Source organism: Asticcacaulis sp. P2_C5 (genome assembly GCF_056404555.1).
Genome location: NZ_JBFUDU010000012.1, coordinates 83,370 through 102,079 on the forward strand (window position 1 = coordinate 83,370; position 18,710 = coordinate 102,079).

At 60.6% G+C, this 18,710-nt stretch carries 20 protein-coding genes and 1 pseudogene; 7 read left to right on the forward strand and 14 right to left on the reverse strand.

The window, feature by feature from the left end; genetic code table 11:
- Nucleotides 1-86: 86 nt before the first annotated feature.
- From nusB to hemA, 10 genes and pseudogenes are all read right to left on the reverse strand, one after another.
- A complete protein-coding gene (gene nusB / locus AC1DXO_RS20085) occupies nt 87-608 on the reverse strand; it encodes a transcription antitermination factor NusB (protein ID WP_476979966.1) in 522 nt (173 codons plus the stop codon).
- Nucleotides 605-1,072 carry a 6,7-dimethyl-8-ribityllumazine synthase gene (locus tag AC1DXO_RS20090; protein WP_476979967.1) on the reverse strand — a complete coding sequence of 156 codons (468 nt, stop codon included), beginning with the start codon at nt 1,070-1,072 and terminating at the stop codon, nt 605-607. The genes nusB and AC1DXO_RS20090 overlap by 4 nt, the downstream gene beginning before the upstream one ends.
- 88 nt (nt 1,073-1,160) lie before the next feature.
- The gene (gene ribB, locus AC1DXO_RS20095; RefSeq protein WP_476979968.1) at nt 1,161-2,285 is read right to left on the reverse strand and encodes a 3,4-dihydroxy-2-butanone-4-phosphate synthase; all 1,125 of its coding nucleotides are present in this window, start codon (nt 2,283-2,285) and stop codon (nt 1,161-1,163) included.
- A 1-nt stretch (nt 2,286) separates the two neighbouring features.
- Nucleotides 2,287-2,880, reverse strand: coding sequence for a riboflavin synthase (locus tag AC1DXO_RS20100; protein WP_476979969.1), 594 nt, complete (start codon nt 2,878-2,880; stop codon nt 2,287-2,289).
- Nucleotides 2,881-3,098: 218 nt separating this feature from the next.
- A complete protein-coding gene (locus AC1DXO_RS20105; RefSeq protein ID WP_476979970.1) occupies nt 3,099-3,746 on the reverse strand; it encodes a RibD family protein in 648 nt (215 codons plus the stop codon).
- Between the two features lie 116 nt (nt 3,747-3,862).
- Nucleotides 3,863-4,312: pseudogene (gene nrdR / locus AC1DXO_RS20110) on the reverse strand (transcriptional regulator NrdR); the annotation flags it as partial.
- Nucleotides 4,313-4,356: 44 nt separating this feature from the next.
- Nucleotides 4,357-5,661 carry a serine hydroxymethyltransferase gene (gene glyA, locus AC1DXO_RS20115; RefSeq protein WP_476979971.1) on the reverse strand — a complete coding sequence of 435 codons (1,305 nt, stop codon included), beginning with the start codon at nt 5,659-5,661 and terminating at the stop codon, nt 4,357-4,359.
- Nucleotides 5,662-5,788: 127 nt separating this feature from the next.
- Nucleotides 5,789-6,109, reverse strand: coding sequence for a ribonuclease E inhibitor RraB (locus AC1DXO_RS20120; RefSeq protein WP_476979972.1), 321 nt, complete (start codon nt 6,107-6,109; stop codon nt 5,789-5,791).
- Nucleotides 6,106-6,336, reverse strand: a complete 231-nt coding sequence (locus AC1DXO_RS20125; RefSeq protein ID WP_476979973.1) for a DUF6898 family protein — start codon at nt 6,334-6,336, stop codon at nt 6,106-6,108. Before AC1DXO_RS20125 ends, AC1DXO_RS20120 begins: the two co-directional genes overlap by 4 nt.
- Nucleotides 6,337-6,358: 22 nt before the next feature.
- Nucleotides 6,359-7,582 (reverse strand): 5-aminolevulinate synthase, encoded by a 1,224-nt coding sequence (gene hemA / locus AC1DXO_RS20130; protein WP_476979974.1) that lies wholly within the window; start codon nt 7,580-7,582, stop codon nt 6,359-6,361.
- Between the two features lie 202 nt (nt 7,583-7,784).
- Here hemA and AC1DXO_RS20135 point away from each other — a divergent pair, with 202 nt between their 5' ends.
- The 5 genes from AC1DXO_RS20135 to AC1DXO_RS20155 all read left to right on the forward strand — a co-directional run bounded on the left by AC1DXO_RS20135 (nt 7,785) and on the right by AC1DXO_RS20155 (nt 11,971).
- The gene (locus AC1DXO_RS20135; protein ID WP_476979975.1) at nt 7,785-8,342 is read left to right on the forward strand and encodes a DUF1697 domain-containing protein; all 558 of its coding nucleotides are present in this window, start codon (nt 7,785-7,787) and stop codon (nt 8,340-8,342) included.
- Nucleotides 8,343-8,361: 19 nt separating this feature from the next.
- Nucleotides 8,362-9,363: a porphobilinogen synthase gene (hemB, locus tag AC1DXO_RS20140; protein ID WP_476979976.1), complete on the forward strand. Its 1,002-nt coding sequence runs from the start codon at nt 8,362-8,364 to the stop codon at nt 9,361-9,363.
- A gap of 5 nt (nt 9,364-9,368) precedes the next feature.
- A complete protein-coding gene (locus AC1DXO_RS20145; protein WP_476979977.1) occupies nt 9,369-9,899 on the forward strand; it encodes a hypothetical protein in 531 nt (176 codons plus the stop codon).
- Between the two features lie 105 nt (nt 9,900-10,004).
- A complete protein-coding gene (locus AC1DXO_RS20150) occupies nt 10,005-11,549 on the forward strand; it encodes an SEL1-like repeat protein (protein WP_476979978.1) in 1,545 nt (514 codons plus the stop codon).
- Between the two features lie 47 nt (nt 11,550-11,596).
- A complete protein-coding gene (locus AC1DXO_RS20155) occupies nt 11,597-11,971 on the forward strand; it encodes a GxxExxY protein (RefSeq protein ID WP_476979979.1) in 375 nt (124 codons plus the stop codon).
- Nucleotides 11,972-12,167: 196 nt separating this feature from the next.
- On the opposite strand, the gene AC1DXO_RS20160 is transcribed toward AC1DXO_RS20155, so the two are convergent.
- From AC1DXO_RS20160 to AC1DXO_RS20170, 3 genes are read right to left on the reverse strand one after another with little or no spacing between them, the layout of a single operon-like run.
- Nucleotides 12,168-14,153, reverse strand: a complete 1,986-nt coding sequence (locus AC1DXO_RS20160) for a glycosyltransferase family 39 protein (protein WP_476979980.1) — start codon at nt 14,151-14,153, stop codon at nt 12,168-12,170.
- Entirely contained in the window at nt 14,150-15,022 is an 873-nt protein-coding gene (locus tag AC1DXO_RS20165) for an NAD(P)-dependent oxidoreductase (RefSeq protein ID WP_476979981.1), read from the reverse strand. Before AC1DXO_RS20165 ends, AC1DXO_RS20160 begins: the two co-directional genes overlap by 4 nt.
- Nucleotides 15,019-15,504 (reverse strand): flavin reductase family protein, encoded by a 486-nt coding sequence (locus tag AC1DXO_RS20170; RefSeq protein WP_476979982.1) that lies wholly within the window; start codon nt 15,502-15,504, stop codon nt 15,019-15,021. The genes AC1DXO_RS20165 and AC1DXO_RS20170 overlap by 4 nt, the downstream gene beginning before the upstream one ends.
- Nucleotides 15,505-15,646: 142 nt before the next feature.
- On the opposite strand from AC1DXO_RS20170, the gene AC1DXO_RS20175 reads away from it, so the two are divergent.
- Both AC1DXO_RS20175 and AC1DXO_RS20180 read left to right on the forward strand, forming a co-directional pair.
- On the forward strand, nt 15,647-16,555 hold the full coding sequence (locus tag AC1DXO_RS20175) for a flagellar motor protein MotB (protein WP_476979983.1): 909 nt from the start codon (nt 15,647-15,649) through the stop codon (nt 16,553-16,555).
- A 113-nt stretch (nt 16,556-16,668) separates the two neighbouring features.
- Complete coding sequence (locus AC1DXO_RS20180; protein WP_476979984.1) at nt 16,669-17,403, forward strand: arginyltransferase; 735 nt, start codon at nt 16,669-16,671, stop codon at nt 17,401-17,403.
- A gap of 14 nt (nt 17,404-17,417) precedes the next feature.
- Here AC1DXO_RS20180 and AC1DXO_RS20185 read toward each other — a convergent pair whose 3' ends face one another.
- Nucleotides 17,418-18,710 (reverse strand): MgtC/SapB family protein, encoded by a 1,293-nt coding sequence (locus AC1DXO_RS20185; RefSeq protein ID WP_476979985.1) that lies wholly within the window; start codon nt 18,708-18,710, stop codon nt 17,418-17,420.

The window sequence follows — 18,710 nt, forward strand, 5'->3', positions numbered from 1 at the left end:
AGGAAGAAAGTGCGCCGCCCGGCGCTTCGCGCCACCCTCCCCGCACGCGGGGTGGGCAAAGTAAGACACTACCTCAGCAATTTCACTTACTTGCGGGCGTCCTTGGCAACGCCGTCGAGGGCGGCATTGACAAAGCGGGCCTCGGTTTCGCCGAAGAAGGCCCGGGCGATTTCGACATATTCGTTGATCACCACTTCAAGCCCGACGTCGGGACGGAACTTCAGCTCCCAGGTGCCGGCGCGCAGGATGGCGCGGACCGTCGTGTCCAGCCGTTCGAGCCGCCAGTTGTTGGCCAGGCGCCCCGTAATCAGCGGATCGATCACGCCCTGCTCTGCGACAATGGCGCGCGCACCTTCGGCAAAGAAGGCTTCGTCGGCCGCCGCCAGGGGTTCGCCGTCGAGGTCGCCATCGAAACGGTAGTCGGCAAATTCGCGGATGACGGTTTCGACGCCGGTGCCGGTCAGCTCCATCTGGTACAGGGCCTGGACCAGGACGAGACGCGCCACGGTGCGGGCGCGCTTGTCGCGTTGGGTCAGGGACTTGACTTGCGGCGTGTTGAGCTGATCGATCACGGCCTTCAGGCTGGTGGGTTTAGGTGCGTCGGTCATACCGAGCCCTCCATCAGCGACTTGCGCAGGCCGATCATGGTCAGGCAGACCTTGGCGACCGTACCACCCTTGTCGCCTTCCGAGCGACGGGCGCGGACCCAGGCCTGATCCTCGTCTTCGACCGTCAGGATACCGTAACCGATCGCCAGGCGCTGCTTGTAGCTCAGGTCCATCAGGCCGCGCGCTGATTCATTGCAGACGTAGTCGTAATGGGTCGTGTCGCCGCGGATAACGCAGCCCAGGGCGACATAGCCGTCATAGGCGCGGCCCATCGGGCGATGGCCGGCGTCTTCGGCCATGGCGATGGCGGCGGGAATTTCGAAGGCGCCCGGCACGGTCACGACGTCATAGGCGACGCCGTGCGCATCCAGCGCGTCCTTGGCGCCGGCCAGGAGTTCATCGGCAATGTCGTCGTAGAAGCGGCTTTCGACGATCAGAAGGCGGAGCGGATTTTCCTGAGACAAGCGAGTCGTCCTGTTGAAAAAGAAGGGAGTGCGGCTCCATAGCGCTTAAAGGCTTTGCGACAAAGCCAAATCTCACGCAACCGGCGAGCTACAATGTTTTCCAATCGATAATGCTTAAGCCGTAACCCTCAAGCGCAGCCGGTTTCGGTCGCGTGCCGGACAGGGCGATCATGTCGCGTACCCCGAGATCGAGCAGGATCTGGGCGCCGACGCCGTAGTCACGCAAACCGCGGCTGGCGGGCCCGGTTTCGCTGTCGCCGAAGCGGTTGGACAGGACCTTCGGATCCGGATCGCGCAGCAGAACCATGACCGCCGGTCCATCGTGTTCGGCCATCAGATGCATGGCTTTTTCGACATAGGACTCACGCGTGCCCATACCCAGGCCGGCCAGGACGTCGGAAGCGATATCGAGCTGATGCATGCGAACCAGGGTCGGCTTTCCGGCCTGCGGCATCTGCGTCGCCAGGGCCAGGTGTTCGGAGCCGTCGAGCTGGTTACGATAGACGAACAGCCGGAACTGGCCGCCCCATTGGCTGGTAAAGGGCTGTTCCAGGACGCGATCGACGAAGCGTTCGGTGCGGCGGCGATAGGCGATCAGGTCGGCTATGGTGCCGATCTTCATGCCGTGGAGCTGGGCGAATTTGATCAGGTCCGGCAGGCGCGCCATGGTGCCGTCGTCATTGATGATCTCGCAGATCACCCCGGCGGGATAGAGGCCCGCCATGCGCGAGATGTCGACGGCGGCTTCGGTATGGCCGGCGCGGACCAGGACGCCGCCTTCGCGGGCGACCAGTGGGAAGACGTGGCCCGGCGAGACGATATCGCGCGAATCCTTGGTCGGATCGATGGCGACCGCGATGGTATGGGCGCGGTCCTTGGGCGAGATACCGGTCGAGATGCCGTCCTTGGCCTCAATCGAGACGGTGAAGGCCGTGCCGTTGCGCGCGCCGTTGTCGTGAACCATGGGCGGCAGACGCAGGGTTTTCGAACGCTCACCGGTGATCGACAGGCAGATCAGGCCGCGGGCAAAGCGCGCCATGAAGTTGATGACATCCGGCGTCGCCATCTGGGCGGGGATGACGACGTCGCCCTCATTCTCGCGGTCTTCGGCGTCGACCAGGATATAGGGACGGCCATTGCGGGCGTCTTCCAGGATATCCTCGATGGAGGAGATCGGGCTGTCGAGATCGTTGGGGACGCTGTGCAGGGGCATTTCAGGACTCAGTTTCAAACCAGCGGGCTGCATAGCGCGCCAGGCGGTCAACCTCAAGATTAACAACGCCGCCGACGGCTGTCTGCGACAATGTGGTATAGTGCCAGGTGTGCGGAATGATGTTGACCCCGAACGTATCGCCTTCAACCTCGTTGATGGTCAGGGATATCCCGTCCAGCGCCACCGAGCCCTTTGGCGCGATAAAGCGATGCAGCGGCGCCGGCGCGCGGAATTTGAGACGATAGCTGTCACCGTCCTTGGTCACGCTGAGCAACTCGGCCAGGCCGTCGACATGGCCGGAGACGATATGGCCGCCCAGTTCGTCGCCGATCTTCAACGCGCGTTCGAGATTGACCTGGGTACCGACCTGCCATTGGTTGAGGTTGGTGACATTGAGAGTTTCATTGGAGACGTCGAGGTCGTAGCCGTCTTCGCGGATGGTGACCACAGTCAGGCAGCAACCGGCATGGCTGATCGAGGCGCCGAGCGCGACATCGGAAAGGTCGAAGCCGACCTTCATGGTCAGGCGGACGCCGTTCGGCGATTTATCGAGGGCAGACACTGTGCCCATGCTGGTAATAATGCCCGTAAACACTATGTCCTCAACCTTTTGCGCAACGAAGCGAAGATTATTTCCCCACAGATTAACACAGATTTTCTCAGATTTTTCAGAGCTCCGGCCTGCACCTAAGGCCGCATAGGCCAAAAAGATCGCTTCGCGATCGACAGTCATGCCAAAGCCCGACCTGTCAAAATAGCGAACTGAAAAATCTGCGAAAATCTGTGTTAATCTGTGGGCAAAAACCTTCCTGCTTACGCCAATTCATAACTTTCCCAGAGATCATCTCCGACCGATTGGACGCCCAGACGCGTAAAGCGGTAGATCTGGTCCAGGCGATCGAGGTTGAGATGCCCGATGACCGGCCGGGCATCCCCGCCCAAGATGGTGCTGCTGCGGAACCATTCAAGCCGGTCGACATAGCCCGCGCGCAGGAAAGCCGTGGCCACCACGCCGCCGCCTTCGACAAACAGGCGCTCGATGCCATGGTTGTAAAGCGCGTCCAGGGCCGCATCAAGATCGACGCGCTGATGCTTTGACGGCACCTTGATCTGCTTGACCTGGGCCGCCAGCATTTCGCGCGACAGGTCCGACGTTGTCACGACATAGGTCGGGATAACCCGCGCCGTCTGGACCACCTTGGCGTTCAGCGGAAGACGCGCCCGCGAGTCCAGGATAACGCGCGTCGGCTGATAGCCTTCGTAGCCCTGAAGACGGACGGTCAGTTCGGGGTCGTCCTTTAGCGCGGTCTCGATACCGACCAGGACGGCGTCATGCCCGGCGCGAAGTTCGTGGACGCAGCGCCGAGCCTCTTCACCGGTGATCCAGCGGCTTTCACCGGCGGCCGTGGCAATGCGCCCGTCAAGCGTGGTCGCCAATTTCAGCGTGACCTGCGGTCTCACGCGTCGTCCGTCGGAGAAAGGTCTTGCTCGCCCAGACCCCGATCGATGCGCGGCGGATCCTTGAGCATTGGATTGCCCTTAGGCGACAGGGTCTGCGGCGGCTGCTCCAGGATCTTGTTCAGGCCCTCATCGCCGAGGAACTTGGCGAAGTCCGACGTCTCGCGGAAGTCACGATAGACCGAGGCGTAGCGGACATAGGCCACAACGTCGAGAGAACGCAGGGCTTCCATCACCAGGCCGCCGACGGTTTCCGACGCGATGTCGGTTTCTCCCATGCTTTCCAGTTGACGGACGATGCCCGAGACCATCCGATCAATGCGATCCTGGTCAACAGGTCGCTTGCGAAGCGCAATCGAAACCGACCGCTCAAGCTTCGAACGATCGAAGGGCGTACGACGCCCCGAACGCTTGACGATCATCAGATCGCGCAGTTGCACGCGCTCGAACGTGGTGAAACGCCCGCCGCATTCGGAACAGGACCGGCGACGGCGAATGGCGCCACCGTCTTCCGACGGCCGTGAGTCCTTCACCTGGGTTTCGGGATTACCGCAAAATGGGCAGCGCATGCTTGTCCTTGAGGCCGTCTAGGGGGGCCGTCGCCGTGTTTCAATCAGCCGTATATGGGGAACTGATCGGTCAATTGCTTGACCTTGCCGCGAACGGTTTCCTGGACGGCCAGGTCGGGTTCGCCGCTGTTCGACGCCATGCCGTCGACGACGTCGGCGATCAGGTGGCCGATGGCGCGGAACTCGGCTTCGGTAAAGCCGCGCGTCGTACCGGCCGGGGTGCCGAGACGGACGCCCGAGGTAATGGTGAAGGGCTGCGGGTCGTAAGGGATGCCGTTCTTGTTGCAGGTGATGAAGGCGGCTTCTAGGGCGGCTTCGGTCGCCTTGCCGGTCTGGCCCTTGGGGCGCAGATCGACCGACATGACGTGGCTGTCCGTTCCGCCGGTGACGATGGCCAGGCCGCGCTCGATCAGCGTGGCGGACAGGACCTGGGCATTGGCGACGACCTGCTTGGCGTAGGACTTGAACGACGGTTGCAGCGCTTCGCCGAAGGCGACAGCCTTGGCGGCAATGACGTGCATCAAGGGCCCGCCCTGCAGGCCCGGGAAGACGGCCGAATTGATCTTCTTGCCCAGGGCTTCATCATTGCTGAGAATCATGCCGCCGCGCGGACCGCGCAGCGTCTTGTGTGTCGTGGTGGTGACGACATGGGCGTGGGGCAGCGGATCGGGGTAAGCGCCACCGGCGACCAGACCGGCATAGTGGGCCATGTCGACGAACAGATAGGCGCCGACCGAATCGGCGATTTCCCGGAAACGCTTGAAGTCGATCTTGCGGCTGTAGTTCGAAGCGCCCGCGATGATCAGCTTGGGCTTGTTGGCCAGGGCCAGTTCGGCGACCTGGTCGTAGTCGATGACATTCTCGCCCTCGGTCACGCCATAGGGCACGACCTTAAACCACTTGCCCGACTGGTTGGCGGGCGAACCGTGGGTCAGGTGACCGCCACAGGCCAGGTCCATGCCCATATAGGTGTCGCCGGGTTGCAGCAGGCTGAAGAAGACAGCCTGGTTGGCCTGGGCGCCGGAGTGCGGCTGGACGTTGGCGAAGTTGCAGTTGAACAGCTGCTTGGCGCGTTCGATGGCCAGCTTCTCGACCTCATCGACATATTCGCAGCCGCCATAATAGCGTCGACCGGGATAGCCTTCGGCGTATTTATTGGTCAGGACGGAGCCTTGCGCTTCCAGGACGGCCTTCGAGACGATGTTTTCCGACGCGATCAGTTCGATCTGTTCCTGCTGGCGGTGCAGTTCGCCCTTGATGGCGTGCAGCACGGCCACATCGGCATTGGCGAGGTCGTTATGGAAAAAGCCTTCCGGCCGGAAAGACGAAGCATTCGCGGGAGCGTTCACGGGCACATCCTGTGGCTTGCATGGGAAAGAGGAATGACGCAGCGTTTACGCCGATAGGCCGCCGGGGGCAAGGGCTTAGCCGACACGATAGAGCATCAGACTACGAATCTGAGGTTCGGTGTCCCGCTCAGGTGCCGAAGAAACCCCAACCGTCCGCCCTGCCCTCGCACGTCACGGCCAACGCACCCAGTTTTTCCTCGATGTCCGTAATGACTTGGCATGTGGGAATCATCACGGTGGTAACGGTGACATCCCAAGGGAGGTCGAGATCGTCAACCTCCTCGACTTCAGTCTTGAAACCCTGCTGCTTCGCTTGGCCAGCAAAAATTTCCGCCATGGCTTTGCTACGGAAGATGAAAGAAAAATCGACTGCGCGCGGGCTCGAGAGTTCCACTCTTTGGGCAACAAAGTCCTTCAAGATTGCCGCGTTCTCTTCAAACAGCGTCATACGCTGATGCCAGGCTTGCCCGGCTTCTTGCCGGCTAGCTTATTCTTCAGCTTGAGCACGGCCAGGCGCTTGACACCTTCGGGATCGTTCAGCGGACCGATGGCCACGGCCTCCTCCGCGGTAGCCGCGTCGATTGCCGTGCATTTCAGATAGGCGCCGTTGCGCTGAAGTTCGAGATAGATCTCCGACATGGCACTAAATGTGGTGTGACTCACCGTTTCGCGCAAGTCCGCAGACGCCTCAGGGGGCCTAGGCGACCGCCGGCATGCGGGCAACGTTGCAGTGCGTCCACAGCTTGTCCATGGCCTGGACCAGATGGTCCATCATCTTGTCGTCGTGGTCCGGCGACGGCGTGAAGCGCAGGCGCTCGGTCCCCTTGGGTACGGTCGGGTAGTTGATCGGCTGGACATAGATGCCGAAGTCGTTGAGCAGCACATCCGAGATCATCTTGCAGTGAAGGGCCGAGCCGACAAGGACCGGGACGATATGCGACACCGACGGGAAGACCGGAATGCCGACCGATTTGAAACGCGCCATCAGGGTCTGGGCGCGTTCCTGATGGGCGATGCGCTTTTCGTTGTGGGCTTTCAGGTAACGCACACTGGCAGCGGCACCGGCCATGATGGACGGCGGCAGCGATGTGGTGAAGATAAAGCCTGACGCCCAAAGGCGGATGGCGTCGATAATATTGGCATTGCCCGCGATATAGCCGCCCATCATGCCGAACGCCTTGCCCAGCGTGCCTTCGATAATGTCGATCTCGCCCATGATGCCGTCGCGTTCGGCGACACCTGCCCCGCGCTCGCCATACATGCCGACCGCGTGGACTTCGTCGATATAGGTCAGGGCGTGGTACTTCTTGGCCAGGGCGACCGTGGCGCGGATATCGGAGATATCGCCGTCCATCGAATAGACCGACTCAAAGGCGACCAGTTTCGGCGCATCGGCCGGCGCCGCGGCCAAAAGCGATTCGAGGTGCTCAAGGTCGTTGTGACGATAGATATGACGTTCGCCGCGGCCGTTGCGGATACCTTCGATCATCGAGGCGTGGTTGAAGGCGTCGGAAAAAACGATCAGGCCCGGCAATATCTTGTACAGGGTAGACAGTGCTGCTTCGTTGGCGACATAGCCGGAGGTGAAGACCAGGGCGGCTTCCTTCTGGTGCAGGTCGGCCAGTTCGGCTTCGAGGGCATTATGGTAGAAGGTCGTGCCGGAAATATTGCGTGTGCCGCCAGAGCCTGAGCCGACTTCATCAATCGCCTTATGCATGGCGTCGAGCACGACCGGGTTCTGGCCCTGGCCGAGATAATCGTTGGAACACCACACCGTGACGTCCTGTTCGCTACCATCGTCGCGAATCCAGGTAGCCTGCGGAAACTGACCGCAGTGACGCTTCAGGTTGGCGAACACGCGGTAACGGCCTTCGGAACGTACCCGGTCGACAGCAGCCTCAAAAGCGGCATTATAATCCATTATCCAACTCCGGCGCCGGTCCCGCGGCACTGATATCTCACTTTTCGAGCCGAAATAGCCCGCCAAGCCTGTACATACAAGACGCAGCCGTCTTAAAATTCAACGACTGGTCCATTTATACAGCAGATTTTGCCAGTTTGTGGCAAATCGCTGTTAAATGCCAATGCAATTTATGATGCCTTTTGTCGCAGGACCTTGATCGATGTCAAAAGTTGGAAAAATCTGGATCGGACTCTTTCGCGGTATCAATATCGGCGGCAACCGCATGCCCATGAAAGACCTGGTCAAGCTTATGGAAGCCCATGGCATGACCGATGTGAATACCTATATCGCCAGCGGCAATGTCGTCTTCCGCTCGGACAAGAGCGAAGCCGAACTGGAGCAGGAGATCCTCGATCTGGTGGAGGCGAATTTCGGCTTCAGAACCAAGTTGGTACTGATCGGCCACGAGCGCATACGAAAATTGATGGCCGCCAATCCGTTCAGAGACCACGAACACAAGGGCAAGGCGCAACACGTCTTCTTCCTCAAGGCGCCGGCCAGCAAGGTCGACAACGACCGCATGCAGCAATTGAAGGCTGAGTCGGAAGACTATGCCCTGACTGACGAAGCCTTCTACTTCTATGCACCGGACGGGATCGGCCAGTCGAAACTGATCGAAAAGCTGGGCCAGTGTATTAAGGCCGACATGACAGCCCGCAACCTGAATACCGTCGAAACCCTGGCCGATATGGCGCAGGACCTTGAAGCCAGGGCCTGATCGGCCTAAAGCGAGCCACATGAGCTACAATCCCATCCTTGCCCCCTTCCCTGCCGGCCGGCCGCGCCGCCTGCGCCAGTCCGCCTGGGTCCGCGACCTGGTCGCCGAGAATCGCCTGCATGTGTCAGATTTGATCTGGCCGATCTTCGTCCACGATCGCGACGTCGCGCGCGAGCCGATCACGTCCTTGCAGGGGGTCGATCGTCTCAGCATTGCCGAGGCGGTGAAGGAAGCAAAGGAAGCCCAGGCCCTGGGCATCAAGGTGCTGGCCCTGTTTCCGCATCTCGACGAACGTCTGCGCACGGCCGACGCCAGGGCCGCCATCGATCCCAACGGCCTGATCCCGACAGTGTGCCGCGCCATCAAGTCCGAAGTACCGGACATCGGCCTGCTGGTCGATGTGGCGCTGGACCCCTATACCGATCACGGTCATGACGGGCTTCTGGTCGACGGCAAGATCGTCAATGACGCGACGGTCGAGATGCTGATCCAACAGACCCTGGTCCAGGTGGCCGGCGGCGCCGATATCGTCGCCCCATCGGACATGATGGATGGCCGCATCGGTTCGATCCGCATGGCGCTGGAAGCGGCCGGCCACCAGGATACGTTGATCATGTCCTACGCCGCCAAATACGCTTCGGCGTTTTACGGGCCCTATCGCGATGCCATCGGCGTCAAGGCGCTGAAAGGCGACAAGAAGACCTACCAGATGGACTCGTCGAACAGCGACGAAGCCCTGCGCGAGGTCTCGATCGATATCACCGAAGGCGCCGACATGGTCATGGTAAAGCCCGGCCTGCCCTATCTCGACATCGTGCAGCGCGTATCGGAGACTTTCCGCGTTCCAACATTTGTTTACCAGGTCAGCGGCGAGTATGCCATGATCATGGCCGCCGTCGAAAAAGGCTATATGGACCACGACCGCGGCGTCATGGAAACACTTCTGGCCTTCAAGCGCGCCGGCGCCGCGGGCATACTGACCTATTTCGCTAAACACGTCGCCCAACTGTTGAAAGCCTGAATATCATGTCCGCCAAAAACGACCTCCAGCAGGCCCTGGAGACCGGCAGCTATGTCCGTCTCAATCTCGAAGACGGTGGCCATGAAGGCTTTGTCATCGGGTTGAGCAACAGTTTCGTCATGCTTCAGGCCATCTATGAATGGCAGGACTACGGCGCCATGGTCATCCGCCTCGACGCCGTCGAAAGCTGCGACGTCTCCGAATACCAGCAGGATCAGTTGAAGATCATCGAGTTCAACAGCGTCAAGCGGACCAAGCGCTACGGCTGGGTTAACCTGACCGGCTTTGAGGCCCTGTTCAAATCGCTGGCACCGAAAAACAAGTTCGTCGTCCTGTCGATCGACGACGAGGCCGAGGTCGGACTGATCAGCGAAATCACCAACGACGCTGTGACCTTGAAAGCGGTCGATCCGGGCGGCAACTGGATCGATGAGGCGGAGGAATGCCCCTATGATGACATCGTCTCGGTGCAGTTTGACGACAATTACAGCCGCGTCCTGCAACGCTATGTCGAACGCAGCCCATCGCTGAATTGAGCAATCGGTCACATCCGATCAATTATAGACAAAATCGCTTGACGAATTGTGCTCGCCGGACATTATAACCGCTGCCGGGGAACGAAACATCAAGCGGGGGCATCCATGCCTGGATTCAAAATCTGTGCGTCGGTCCTGTGTACCATTCTCTGGCTAACCGCGGCAGGGGCATCGGCGCAAACCGCGCCGCCGGCAGCTTCACCCCAAACGAGCGCCCCTGACACAGCGACCAAGGGTGACGAAGCGCCCGACGCCACGACGGTCACTATTCTTGGCAAAAAGCAGCGCCGCGACCGCCAGCAGGTCCGCATCGATACACGCAGCGCCGGATCGTGCGGTTTCGCGCGCGGTTATAATGCAGCCGACGATGAGGTGGTGCAGAACTATCTCGACGATTTCGGCGGCCGCGACAGCATCAACCAGGACGACTTCGGCAATACGACGACGGACGACGACGGCACGACGACCAGCGACAACAGCGATCCGCTGCGCCCGGGCGCCCAGGTCCGCGACACCAGCCCCAACGGCAATGCCACCCAAAACAGCAGCAACGCCGATCCGAACAGCAATTTCGTCTCGAAGGAAGCCGGTGGCTGTACCTCGGCCGACGTCGCCTTTGCCGCCGGCCGCAACTATATCCTGCGCAAGGACCATTCGTTGCAGGACGCCTATGACGCCTTCGATGCCGGCGACTACGTCAAGGCTATCGACCTGTTCAAGGCGTCCTACAGCAAGATCGGCTACGACCAGGCGGCCTTTATGGTCGGCAAGATGTATCTGTCGGGTCTGGGCGTCCCACGCGATACGGCCCAGGCGATCGTCTGGTTGAAAAAGGTGGCCGAAGCCAAGTTCGCGCCCGGCGACGAACAGGGCTTCGATCCCGCTGCACCCTACGATATGAGCACGCGGTCCGACGCGACCATGACCCTGGCCAAGATCTACATGATGGGCTGGGACGTGCCGCGTGACCCGAAGGAGGCGCGCAAATGGTACGCCCAGGCCGATAAGGTCGGTTACATCCCGGCCGCCCATCTTCTGGGCAAGATGTATCAGAGCGGCTATGCCGGCGAGAAGAGCCTGAGCAAGGCCATGACCTATTTCGACAAGGCCGGCCATGCTGGTTTTACGCCATCACAGTATGAATTGGGCCTGATCTATTATGATGGCGAAGAGGGCGTACCGGAAGACCGCAAGATCGCTGCGCAGTGGCTGATGGCGGCGGCCAGCGGCGGTCATCCGGATGCCTTATACGAGGTCGGGCGGATGTACGACATGGGCGACACCCTGCCCCAGGATTCGCAAAAGGCCCTCGTCTATTACAAGGACGCCGCGTTGAAGGGCCAAGCCGAGGCGCAGAACGCCTTGGGCACCTATTTCTATTCCGGTGAGATGGTCGGCAAAGACCTGGGCGTGGCGCGCAAATGGTTCGAACTGGCGGCCAAACAGGGCCAGGTCGACGCCATGTTCAACCTGGCGGTCATGATCGCCCACGGCGAAGGCGGCAATAAGGACCTGGCGATCGCTTATGTCTGGTTCAAGCTGGCGGCGCAGGCTGGCCACGACAAGGCCGACGCGGCGGCCCGGGCTTTGGAGCCACAGATGACGGCCGAGGACAAGGCGACGGCGGCGAAGGTGCTGAACCCGGCATGAGGTTTACGCTACCCATTCGGCTGTAAATCCGTCATGGTGTGGGTGAGATGACGACAGACATTCGCGATACCGAAACCTACGCCATTATTGGCGCGGCGATGGAAGTCCATCGCATCCTTGGTCATGGATTTACGGAAACGGTATACCAGCACGCTTTAGCCGTGGAATTCGGCCTGCGGAACTTGCCATTCAGGCGTGAAACGCCCTTACCCATCACATATAAGCACACGGTTCTGCCATGTAGTTTCCGTGTTGATTTCATCTGCTTCGAAGCCGTACTTGTTGAGATAAAGGCCCTTCCCGCCCTCACGCCTATCGAAGACGCTCAGGTCATCAATTACCTGAACGCTTCCGAGATCAGCAAAGCCTTGCTGATCAATTTTGGCACGCCTAGTCTGCAGCATAGGCGACTAATTGTTTAATCGCACGGACGTCGGGATTAAAGAAAGAGATTTTTCCCACAGATTAGCACAGATTTTCACAGATTATTTTTCAATATTCTTTCGTCGACCAACGAGGTAATATATTGATCGCGAAGCGATCTTTATAGATTTAGTGCGGCGTGCACCAAATCTAATCTGTGAAAATCTGTGCTAATCTGTGGGAAAAATTCCTTCCTTATCTTACAAACAATGCCCGGGGATCGCTATCGACTGTCGATCCATCGCTACGCGTGGCGCGGATCGTCAGTTGGTGATTACCCGGTTTCAACGACCCAGCCGGGAAGTCGAATTCATACTGCACCTTCGGATAGTTGGGATCGTAAGCCAACACGTCCGGCGCCAGGACCGCCCGTGGATCGACGGCATGTGGGTCCAGGCCGTAATGGGCCGCCGTCACAAACTGACCATCGATCAGCACATCGACCGACTTGATGCCAATCGGATCGGCCGCCATGCCGAAATAATGGCCCTTGTCGTCGTGCCCGAGGAACTCGGCACGGAACGGATGGGCCAGATTGACCGCCGGCAGCAGCGCACATTGGCCCGTTACCGCGACCGGTGCCGTCCGCACCCGCGCCGTATACATATGCAGGGCGACCCGGCCCGGTGGCAAGGTCGTGACGCTAACCGGCTCAACCTCGTCGAACAGGCCGCAGATCGCCTTGTAGAAGGCCGCCTCATCGGCGTCATGATAGACGAATTCCGGCTCGGTCAGGATCAGGACGACACCCTTGCCGGCCTGCCCCTGCATGAGCGCAGCACGATCGAGCCCCCACTTATGGCGCGCCTGGACAAAGCGCGTCTTGATGTCGTCGGGATCGTCCAGCGTGTAGACGCGCCGGCCCTTGACCGCCGGAAACTCGATATGGACCGCGCTGGCGTGACCGTTGGAAACCAGCGCCGGCTCAGCGCCGAAGCGTGCCTTCGCCCGCGCCACCGCCTTGGCCAGGTCGGGCTCGATCAACAACCAGTTCTCGCTCTTGTCGGTGCTGAAGCCGCGCAGTTCCGGCGGCATCTGCAAGGCGTGCGAATTGATAAACATGATGATCGTGATCAGAACGCCCAGCAATACCGTGACCGTGGGCGCCACAGCGACCGCGATGACGCGGATCAACCGTCCACCGGACGAAGTCGCCTTGTCGACCCAGCCGGTCAGGACTTCGGGCGCAAAGGCCAGCAACGGTACAAAGGCCAGCCACGGCCAGTGCGGCATGATGCGCTTATTGACGAAGGCCTGAAGGCAATAGAAGACGAAAATGCCGGCGCCCAGCCAACCCAACAGGGTTTCCGGCCTGTCGCGCCGGTCCCAGATGGCCAGTTTGGCGCCAAAGGCAAAGGCGATGAAGAAGACCGGATTGGCGATACCGAACTGGGTGAACAGGAAGCTGAAGACATAGGTCGGGTAGAATTCGAACTTCGGCCGATTGAGGATATGGAACTGCACGGCCGGCCAGTCATTGAGCGCATTGTAAGCCAGGGCCGGCAACAGCCCCAGGGCGGCGATCACTGCCGTCACGTAAAGGCCGGGACGCTTCCACAATTGCCGGCCGACCGGAGAGGCCACCAGGAAGACGACCATGGCAACGCCCGGAATGATAAACCGGTAGTGGACCAACAGCCCCAAGGCGCCACAAACGCCCGCCCAAATCCACCATTTAAGTTTATCTTCAAGGATGGCACGCAACAGGCAACCAGCCATCAACGGCAGCAGAAGTTGCAGCCCCCCCTCCGGATAGAAGATCGGTCCGTTGTTGGTGATCGCAGGACAGAGCAGCGAGATGATCGCCGCCCAGATGGCGTTGCGCTCGCTGGTCGCCGGTTTGGCCATGAAATAGACGGCAAAAGGAATGGCCGTGGCGATCGCCAGGGCGACAATGCGCAACGGAAGGATCGACCAGCCGGCGATCGAGGTGATCAGCCGCGCCAGCCACGGATAGCCGGCTGGAATATCGGGATAGGCCAGGTCGAGATACTGGCCCGACATGACGAAATGCGCCTCGTCCCACAGCACATTGGTGATGGTCGAAACATAGAGCTTCCACACCGTCAGCAGGGCCAGCAGGATCAGGCCGGCACGCAACAGTTGACGATCGTCGCCGATCAACTGGCGCTGCGGTTGCGCTGTCGGTCGCTCGGCGTTCAACTCGTAAAATTGCGTCATGGTAGGGGTTTGCGCCTGGCTTCCAGCCGGGCATGCAGCGACGATGTATCCCACCGCGCACCGCCCATGGCTTGGACCTCGGAATAGAATTGATCGACCAGAGCCGCCAGAGCCAGATGGGCGCCATTCGTGCGCGCCTCGTCCAGCGCTATCCCCAGGTCCTTGCGCATCCAGTCGACGGCAAACCCGAACTCGTACTTGCCCTCGCTCATCGTGCCCCAGCGGTTCGACATCTGCCACGAACCGGCCGCACCGGCCGAGATGGCGTTGAACACCAGTTGCGGATCCAGATCGGCGCATTTGCTGAAATGCAATGCCTCGGCGATTCCCTGGACCACGCCGGCGATGGCGATCTGGTTGGCCATCTTAGCCGTCTGACCGGCCCCCGCCTCGCCCAGCCGGGTAATCGAGCGCGTATAGGGCTTGGTCAACCTTTCCACTTCCAGAAAACGAGAAACATCTCCGCCCACCATGACGGAGAGCTGGCCGTTGACCGCCCCCGCCTGTCCGCCCGACACCGGCGCATCAAAAAACGTCACGCCGCGTTCGGCGCAGGTGACGGCCAGTTCGCGCGCCAGCTTGGCCGAGGTCGTGGTGTGGTCGATGATCATACTGCCCGATTTGAGGACCGGAAGGGCCGCGGTCACAACCTCGCGGACGTCGTCGTCGCGCCCGACACACACGATCAGAGCATCGACGCCGCAGGCGGCATCCTCGATCATCGTCTGTGCCGTAGCCGCATTCGCCCATGCCCAGTCCGCTGCCTTGGACGGGGTGCGATTATAGCCGATAACTTCGTGGCCGGCCTTGGACAGGTGCCCCGCCATCGGCCCGCCCATAATCCCCAAACCTGCAAAGCAAAGCTTCATGCGACGCCGCCGATCTGGCCGTAGCGGCCGCGGAAGAAGGTCAGTCCGCCGACATCGGGGTTCATGTCGAACTGCGTCACCTGACCGACAATAACAAGATGGTCGCCCACCGGACGGGTTTCAAAAACGTCGCAGGCGATGAAGCCGATGACGTCGCGCAGGCGCAACGGATGTGTTTCGCAGATCAGCATCTCTTCCGGGACGATATGGGCATTTTCGCGGGCAAAGCGGCGCGACAGGTCTTCCTGGCCTGCGCTTAAAATATTGACGCCAAACTTCATCGCGGCGGAATAGACGGTGTAGCGGTGCGCCTTGAAATCGATGCACCACTGGATCAGAGGTGGTTCAAGCGAAACCGAACTGAAGGAATTGGCGGTCATGCCCAGGACGTGACCTTCGACGTGGTCGGAATCGGCGACCGTCATGACGCAGACGCCGGTGGCGAAACTGCCCAGGGTGTGCCGCAAGCTCTTACTGTCCATTTCGATCCTCTTGCTCCCACGCCTAAAGGGAGCGCGCCTCAAAGGCAAACGAAAAAAGCCCGAAAACGCAGCGACTTCAACGCGGTCTTAACCTTAACCGGCCTAGGGTGGTGCGACCTGAACTTGAGAGCGCTCTACCCGCATGGCCAGCCGCGACGCCCCGATTGTCATCAAGAAGATCAAGAAGATCAGCGGTGGCGGCCACCACGGCGGCGCCTGGAAGGTCGCCTATGCCGACTTCGTGACGGCGATGATGGCATTCTTCCTGCTGATGTGGCTGATCAACACGACCTCACCCGAGCAAAAGCGCGGCGTTGCCGATTATTTTGCGCCTGCCAATGTGTCCCAGTCGACGTCTGGCTCGGGCGGCATTTTGGGCGGCACGGCACTAGGCACAGACGGCGACAAGAACGAAGGCACCATGTCGTTCATCGAACAGATGGCGCCGAAACCGCCCGACACCCAGGACCGCGACGGCCAGAGCGACGACGCCGGCCAGCAGGCGACCACGGGTGCACCGTCTGAAACCATCGACGATGCCCAGGCGAAGGAAAAGCAGGCCTTTCAATCGGCCGCCGAATCGCTGCGCCAGGCCTTGCAGGACATGCCGGAACTGGCCGAACTGTCGAAGAACATACTGGTCGACCAGACCCCGGAAGGCCTGCGCATCCAGTTGATCGACCAGGAAGGCCGGTCGATGTTCGGCGAGAATTCATCCGTGCCAAACGATCGCGCCAAGCTGTTGCTGCGCGCCGTGGCCAAGGTAATCAACAATCTCCCCAACCGCATCAGCATCACCGGCCATACGTCGGGCGTGGCGGGTCAGTCGGGGCAAAACCCGAAAGACTGGTCGCTGTCCATGGGCCGTGCGGATCAAGCCCGCGCCTTGCTGCAATCGGCGGGTATCGACGACGACCGCATTGCGCAGGTCCAGGGCAAGGCCGCCAAGGAACCGTTGTATCCTGACGACCCCTCCCTGGCTGGCAATCGTCGCATCGCTATCGTTCTTCTCCGGGAAGCACCCGTGCTCCCCCAAAACCCTGCCCTATAACCCGTTTCTGTAGAGTCTCTTTTGATTTGGCCCTTGCCCCGTGTTAGGATTTGGGTTCAACTGATCTTCTGAGAGTCTCCGGCGCGCAGCCCGGTCAAAGAGTATGCAAGGCCATGAGTGAGCATTTTCCCGGTCGCAAGCTCAGATATTATCTGACCATCCCCGGACCGTGCCCGTATCTCCCTGGCCAGGAGGAGCGGAAAGTCTTCGTTCACCTGCCTCCGCTCGAAGCCATCAGCGTCAATGATCAACTGTCGGCCATCGGGTTTCGTCGCTCCCAGAACATCGCTTATCGGCCCGCCTGCCAGACCTGCCGCGCCTGTCAGAGCGTGCGCATCCCGGTCAAGCGCTACGTCATGTCGAAATCCGACCGCCGGGTGATGAAGGCCAATACCGACCTCACCAAGGCCTTTGTCGAGGCCGAGGCAAGTCGCGAACAGTTCGAACTGCTGCAAAAATACCTGAAGGCCCGCCACCCCGACGGCGGCATGATGGATATGAGCTGGCCCGACCTGGTCGCCATGATCGAGGACACCCTGGTCCGCACCCATCTGATCGAATATCGCCTGGACGGACAACTGGTCGCCTGTGTCCTGGTCGACGCGCTGAACGACGGCCTGTCACTGGTTTACAGCTTCTATGATCCCGACATGATGACGCGCTCTCTGGGCCGCTTCATCATTCTGGATCATGTCGACCAGGCCGTGCGCGCCGGCTACGACTACGTCTATCTCGGCTATTGGGTGAAGGGTTCGCCCAAGATGGATTACAAGGCGCGCTACCAGCCGCTGGAAGGCCTGACCGATCTCGGCTGGCAAACCATCCAGGGGTCAAAGGTTCAGGACTGAACGACCTGACTGTATCAGCCCCAGGCCCACCACCAGACGAATGGCAAGGCGGCAAGGGCCGTGGCGACACTGATCAGCAACGGAATGGCGGCGCGCAAACCGGTTTTCATGCCGCCGACCGTGGCGGCAATTCCCGCCTTGACCAGCGTATTAAGCAGGACGGGCGCGGCCAGTATAAGCCCAGCCATCCGGTCATCGAGACTGCCCATGGGAAGCCCGCCCATCGTCATGATGGCCGAATCAACGTCGATGAAGCCTGAGATCGTCAGCACAGTCGCCAGGCCGCCGCTGCCGAATTGATGCTGCATCCAACGTCCCAGTAGCGACAGGCACATGACCAACCCTGCCAGGAGCAACGCCGGGCCGAATTCGAAAGGATTGCGGACAGGCAGGGCCTCCGCCTCGGCTTCGGCGGGCTTGCCGGCCAGGCGCAATAGCCACACGACACAAACCAGGCTCACCAGTGCAGCGGGGCCGATCAACATTGCGAGCGTTACCCAGGCAAACGGTGCAAGCAAGGCCGTCAGGATCAGCACGCGCACAAACATGACCGCCGATGCTATGGCGATCCCGGCAACCAGTACCGGGCTACGGCCAGGGTCTGTCCGCAATCTCGCCGCCAGGGCTCCGGTAACCGCTGTCGAGGAGACAATGGCGCCCGCCGCGGCTATCGCCAGTATTCCGCGTGATGGGCCAAACGCCTTGCCCGCCACATAGCCACCCAACGAAATGGCGGATACGAAAACCACAACCAACCAAAGCTGGCGCGGGTTCCAGGCATCGAAGGGGCCGAATGCCTGATTTGGCAGCACCGGCAAGATGGCCAGCGTGATCAGCGCAAAACGGGCAATGGCCTGGACCTCAGCCTCGCTGAGTTGGCCAATCCAGCCGTGCAATTGGCGTCTCGAAGCAAGGATCAGGATGGCAACGGCTGCAATCACTGAAGCCAGGACGCCCTGCCCCACCGCTGCAAACATCCCGATGGCCAGGGTCAGAATGCCGACCAGGGCCGTGGTCGCACTGATATCACCGCTGCGCGAAGCATCTACCCAGTAGCCGATCAGTAGAGCGACGATGGCTCCGGCAAGGATCAGGATCGCCAGCCAGGGTATCGACTGCGACCAGGCTTCTCCCGCCATTCCACCCGAAAGACCCAGGATCGCGAAGGTCCGTATGCCGGCCACGCGCGTACCGTCCGGGTCGTTGCGGTGCGACCAACCCCGTTCTATGCCGATCAGCAAACCCAGCGCGAGCGCGAGTCCGACGCCCATAAATGGCGCTATCAGCATGAGCAAGGCATTTGACAT

What these genes read in the sequence shown, in the direction of transcription:
- nusB (WP_476979966.1), bottom strand. Translation starts at nt 608, where the DNA reads ATGACCGACGCACCTAAACCCACCAGCCTGAAGGCCGTGATCGATCAG.
- ribB (WP_476979968.1), bottom strand. Translation starts at nt 2,285, where the DNA reads ATGCCCCTGCACAGCGTCCCCAACGATCTCGACAGCCCGATCTCCTCC.
- AC1DXO_RS20120 (WP_476979972.1), bottom strand. Translation starts at nt 6,109, where the DNA reads ATGACGCTGTTTGAAGAGAACGCGGCAATCTTGAAGGACTTTGTTGCC.
- hemA (WP_476979974.1), bottom strand. Translation starts at nt 7,582, where the DNA reads ATGGATTATAATGCCGCTTTTGAGGCTGCTGTCGACCGGGTACGTTCC.
- AC1DXO_RS20135 (WP_476979975.1), top strand. Translation starts at nt 7,785, where the DNA reads ATGTCAAAAGTTGGAAAAATCTGGATCGGACTCTTTCGCGGTATCAAT.
- hemB (WP_476979976.1), top strand. Translation starts at nt 8,362, where the DNA reads ATGAGCTACAATCCCATCCTTGCCCCCTTCCCTGCCGGCCGGCCGCGC.
- AC1DXO_RS20145 (WP_476979977.1), top strand. Translation starts at nt 9,369, where the DNA reads ATGTCCGCCAAAAACGACCTCCAGCAGGCCCTGGAGACCGGCAGCTAT.
- AC1DXO_RS20150 (WP_476979978.1), top strand. Translation starts at nt 10,005, where the DNA reads ATGCCTGGATTCAAAATCTGTGCGTCGGTCCTGTGTACCATTCTCTGG.
- AC1DXO_RS20155 (WP_476979979.1), top strand. Translation starts at nt 11,597, where the DNA reads ATGACGACAGACATTCGCGATACCGAAACCTACGCCATTATTGGCGCG.
- AC1DXO_RS20160 (WP_476979980.1), bottom strand. Translation starts at nt 14,153, where the DNA reads ATGACGCAATTTTACGAGTTGAACGCCGAGCGACCGACAGCGCAACCG.
- AC1DXO_RS20165 (WP_476979981.1), bottom strand. Translation starts at nt 15,022, where the DNA reads ATGAAGCTTTGCTTTGCAGGTTTGGGGATTATGGGCGGGCCGATGGCG.
- AC1DXO_RS20170 (WP_476979982.1), bottom strand. Translation starts at nt 15,504, where the DNA reads ATGGACAGTAAGAGCTTGCGGCACACCCTGGGCAGTTTCGCCACCGGC.
- AC1DXO_RS20175 (WP_476979983.1), top strand. Translation starts at nt 15,647, where the DNA reads ATGGCCAGCCGCGACGCCCCGATTGTCATCAAGAAGATCAAGAAGATC.
- AC1DXO_RS20180 (WP_476979984.1), top strand. Translation starts at nt 16,669, where the DNA reads ATGAGTGAGCATTTTCCCGGTCGCAAGCTCAGATATTATCTGACCATC.
- AC1DXO_RS20185 (WP_476979985.1), bottom strand. Translation starts at nt 18,710, where the DNA reads ATGTCAAATGCCTTGCTCATGCTGATAGCGCCATTTATGGGCGTCGGA.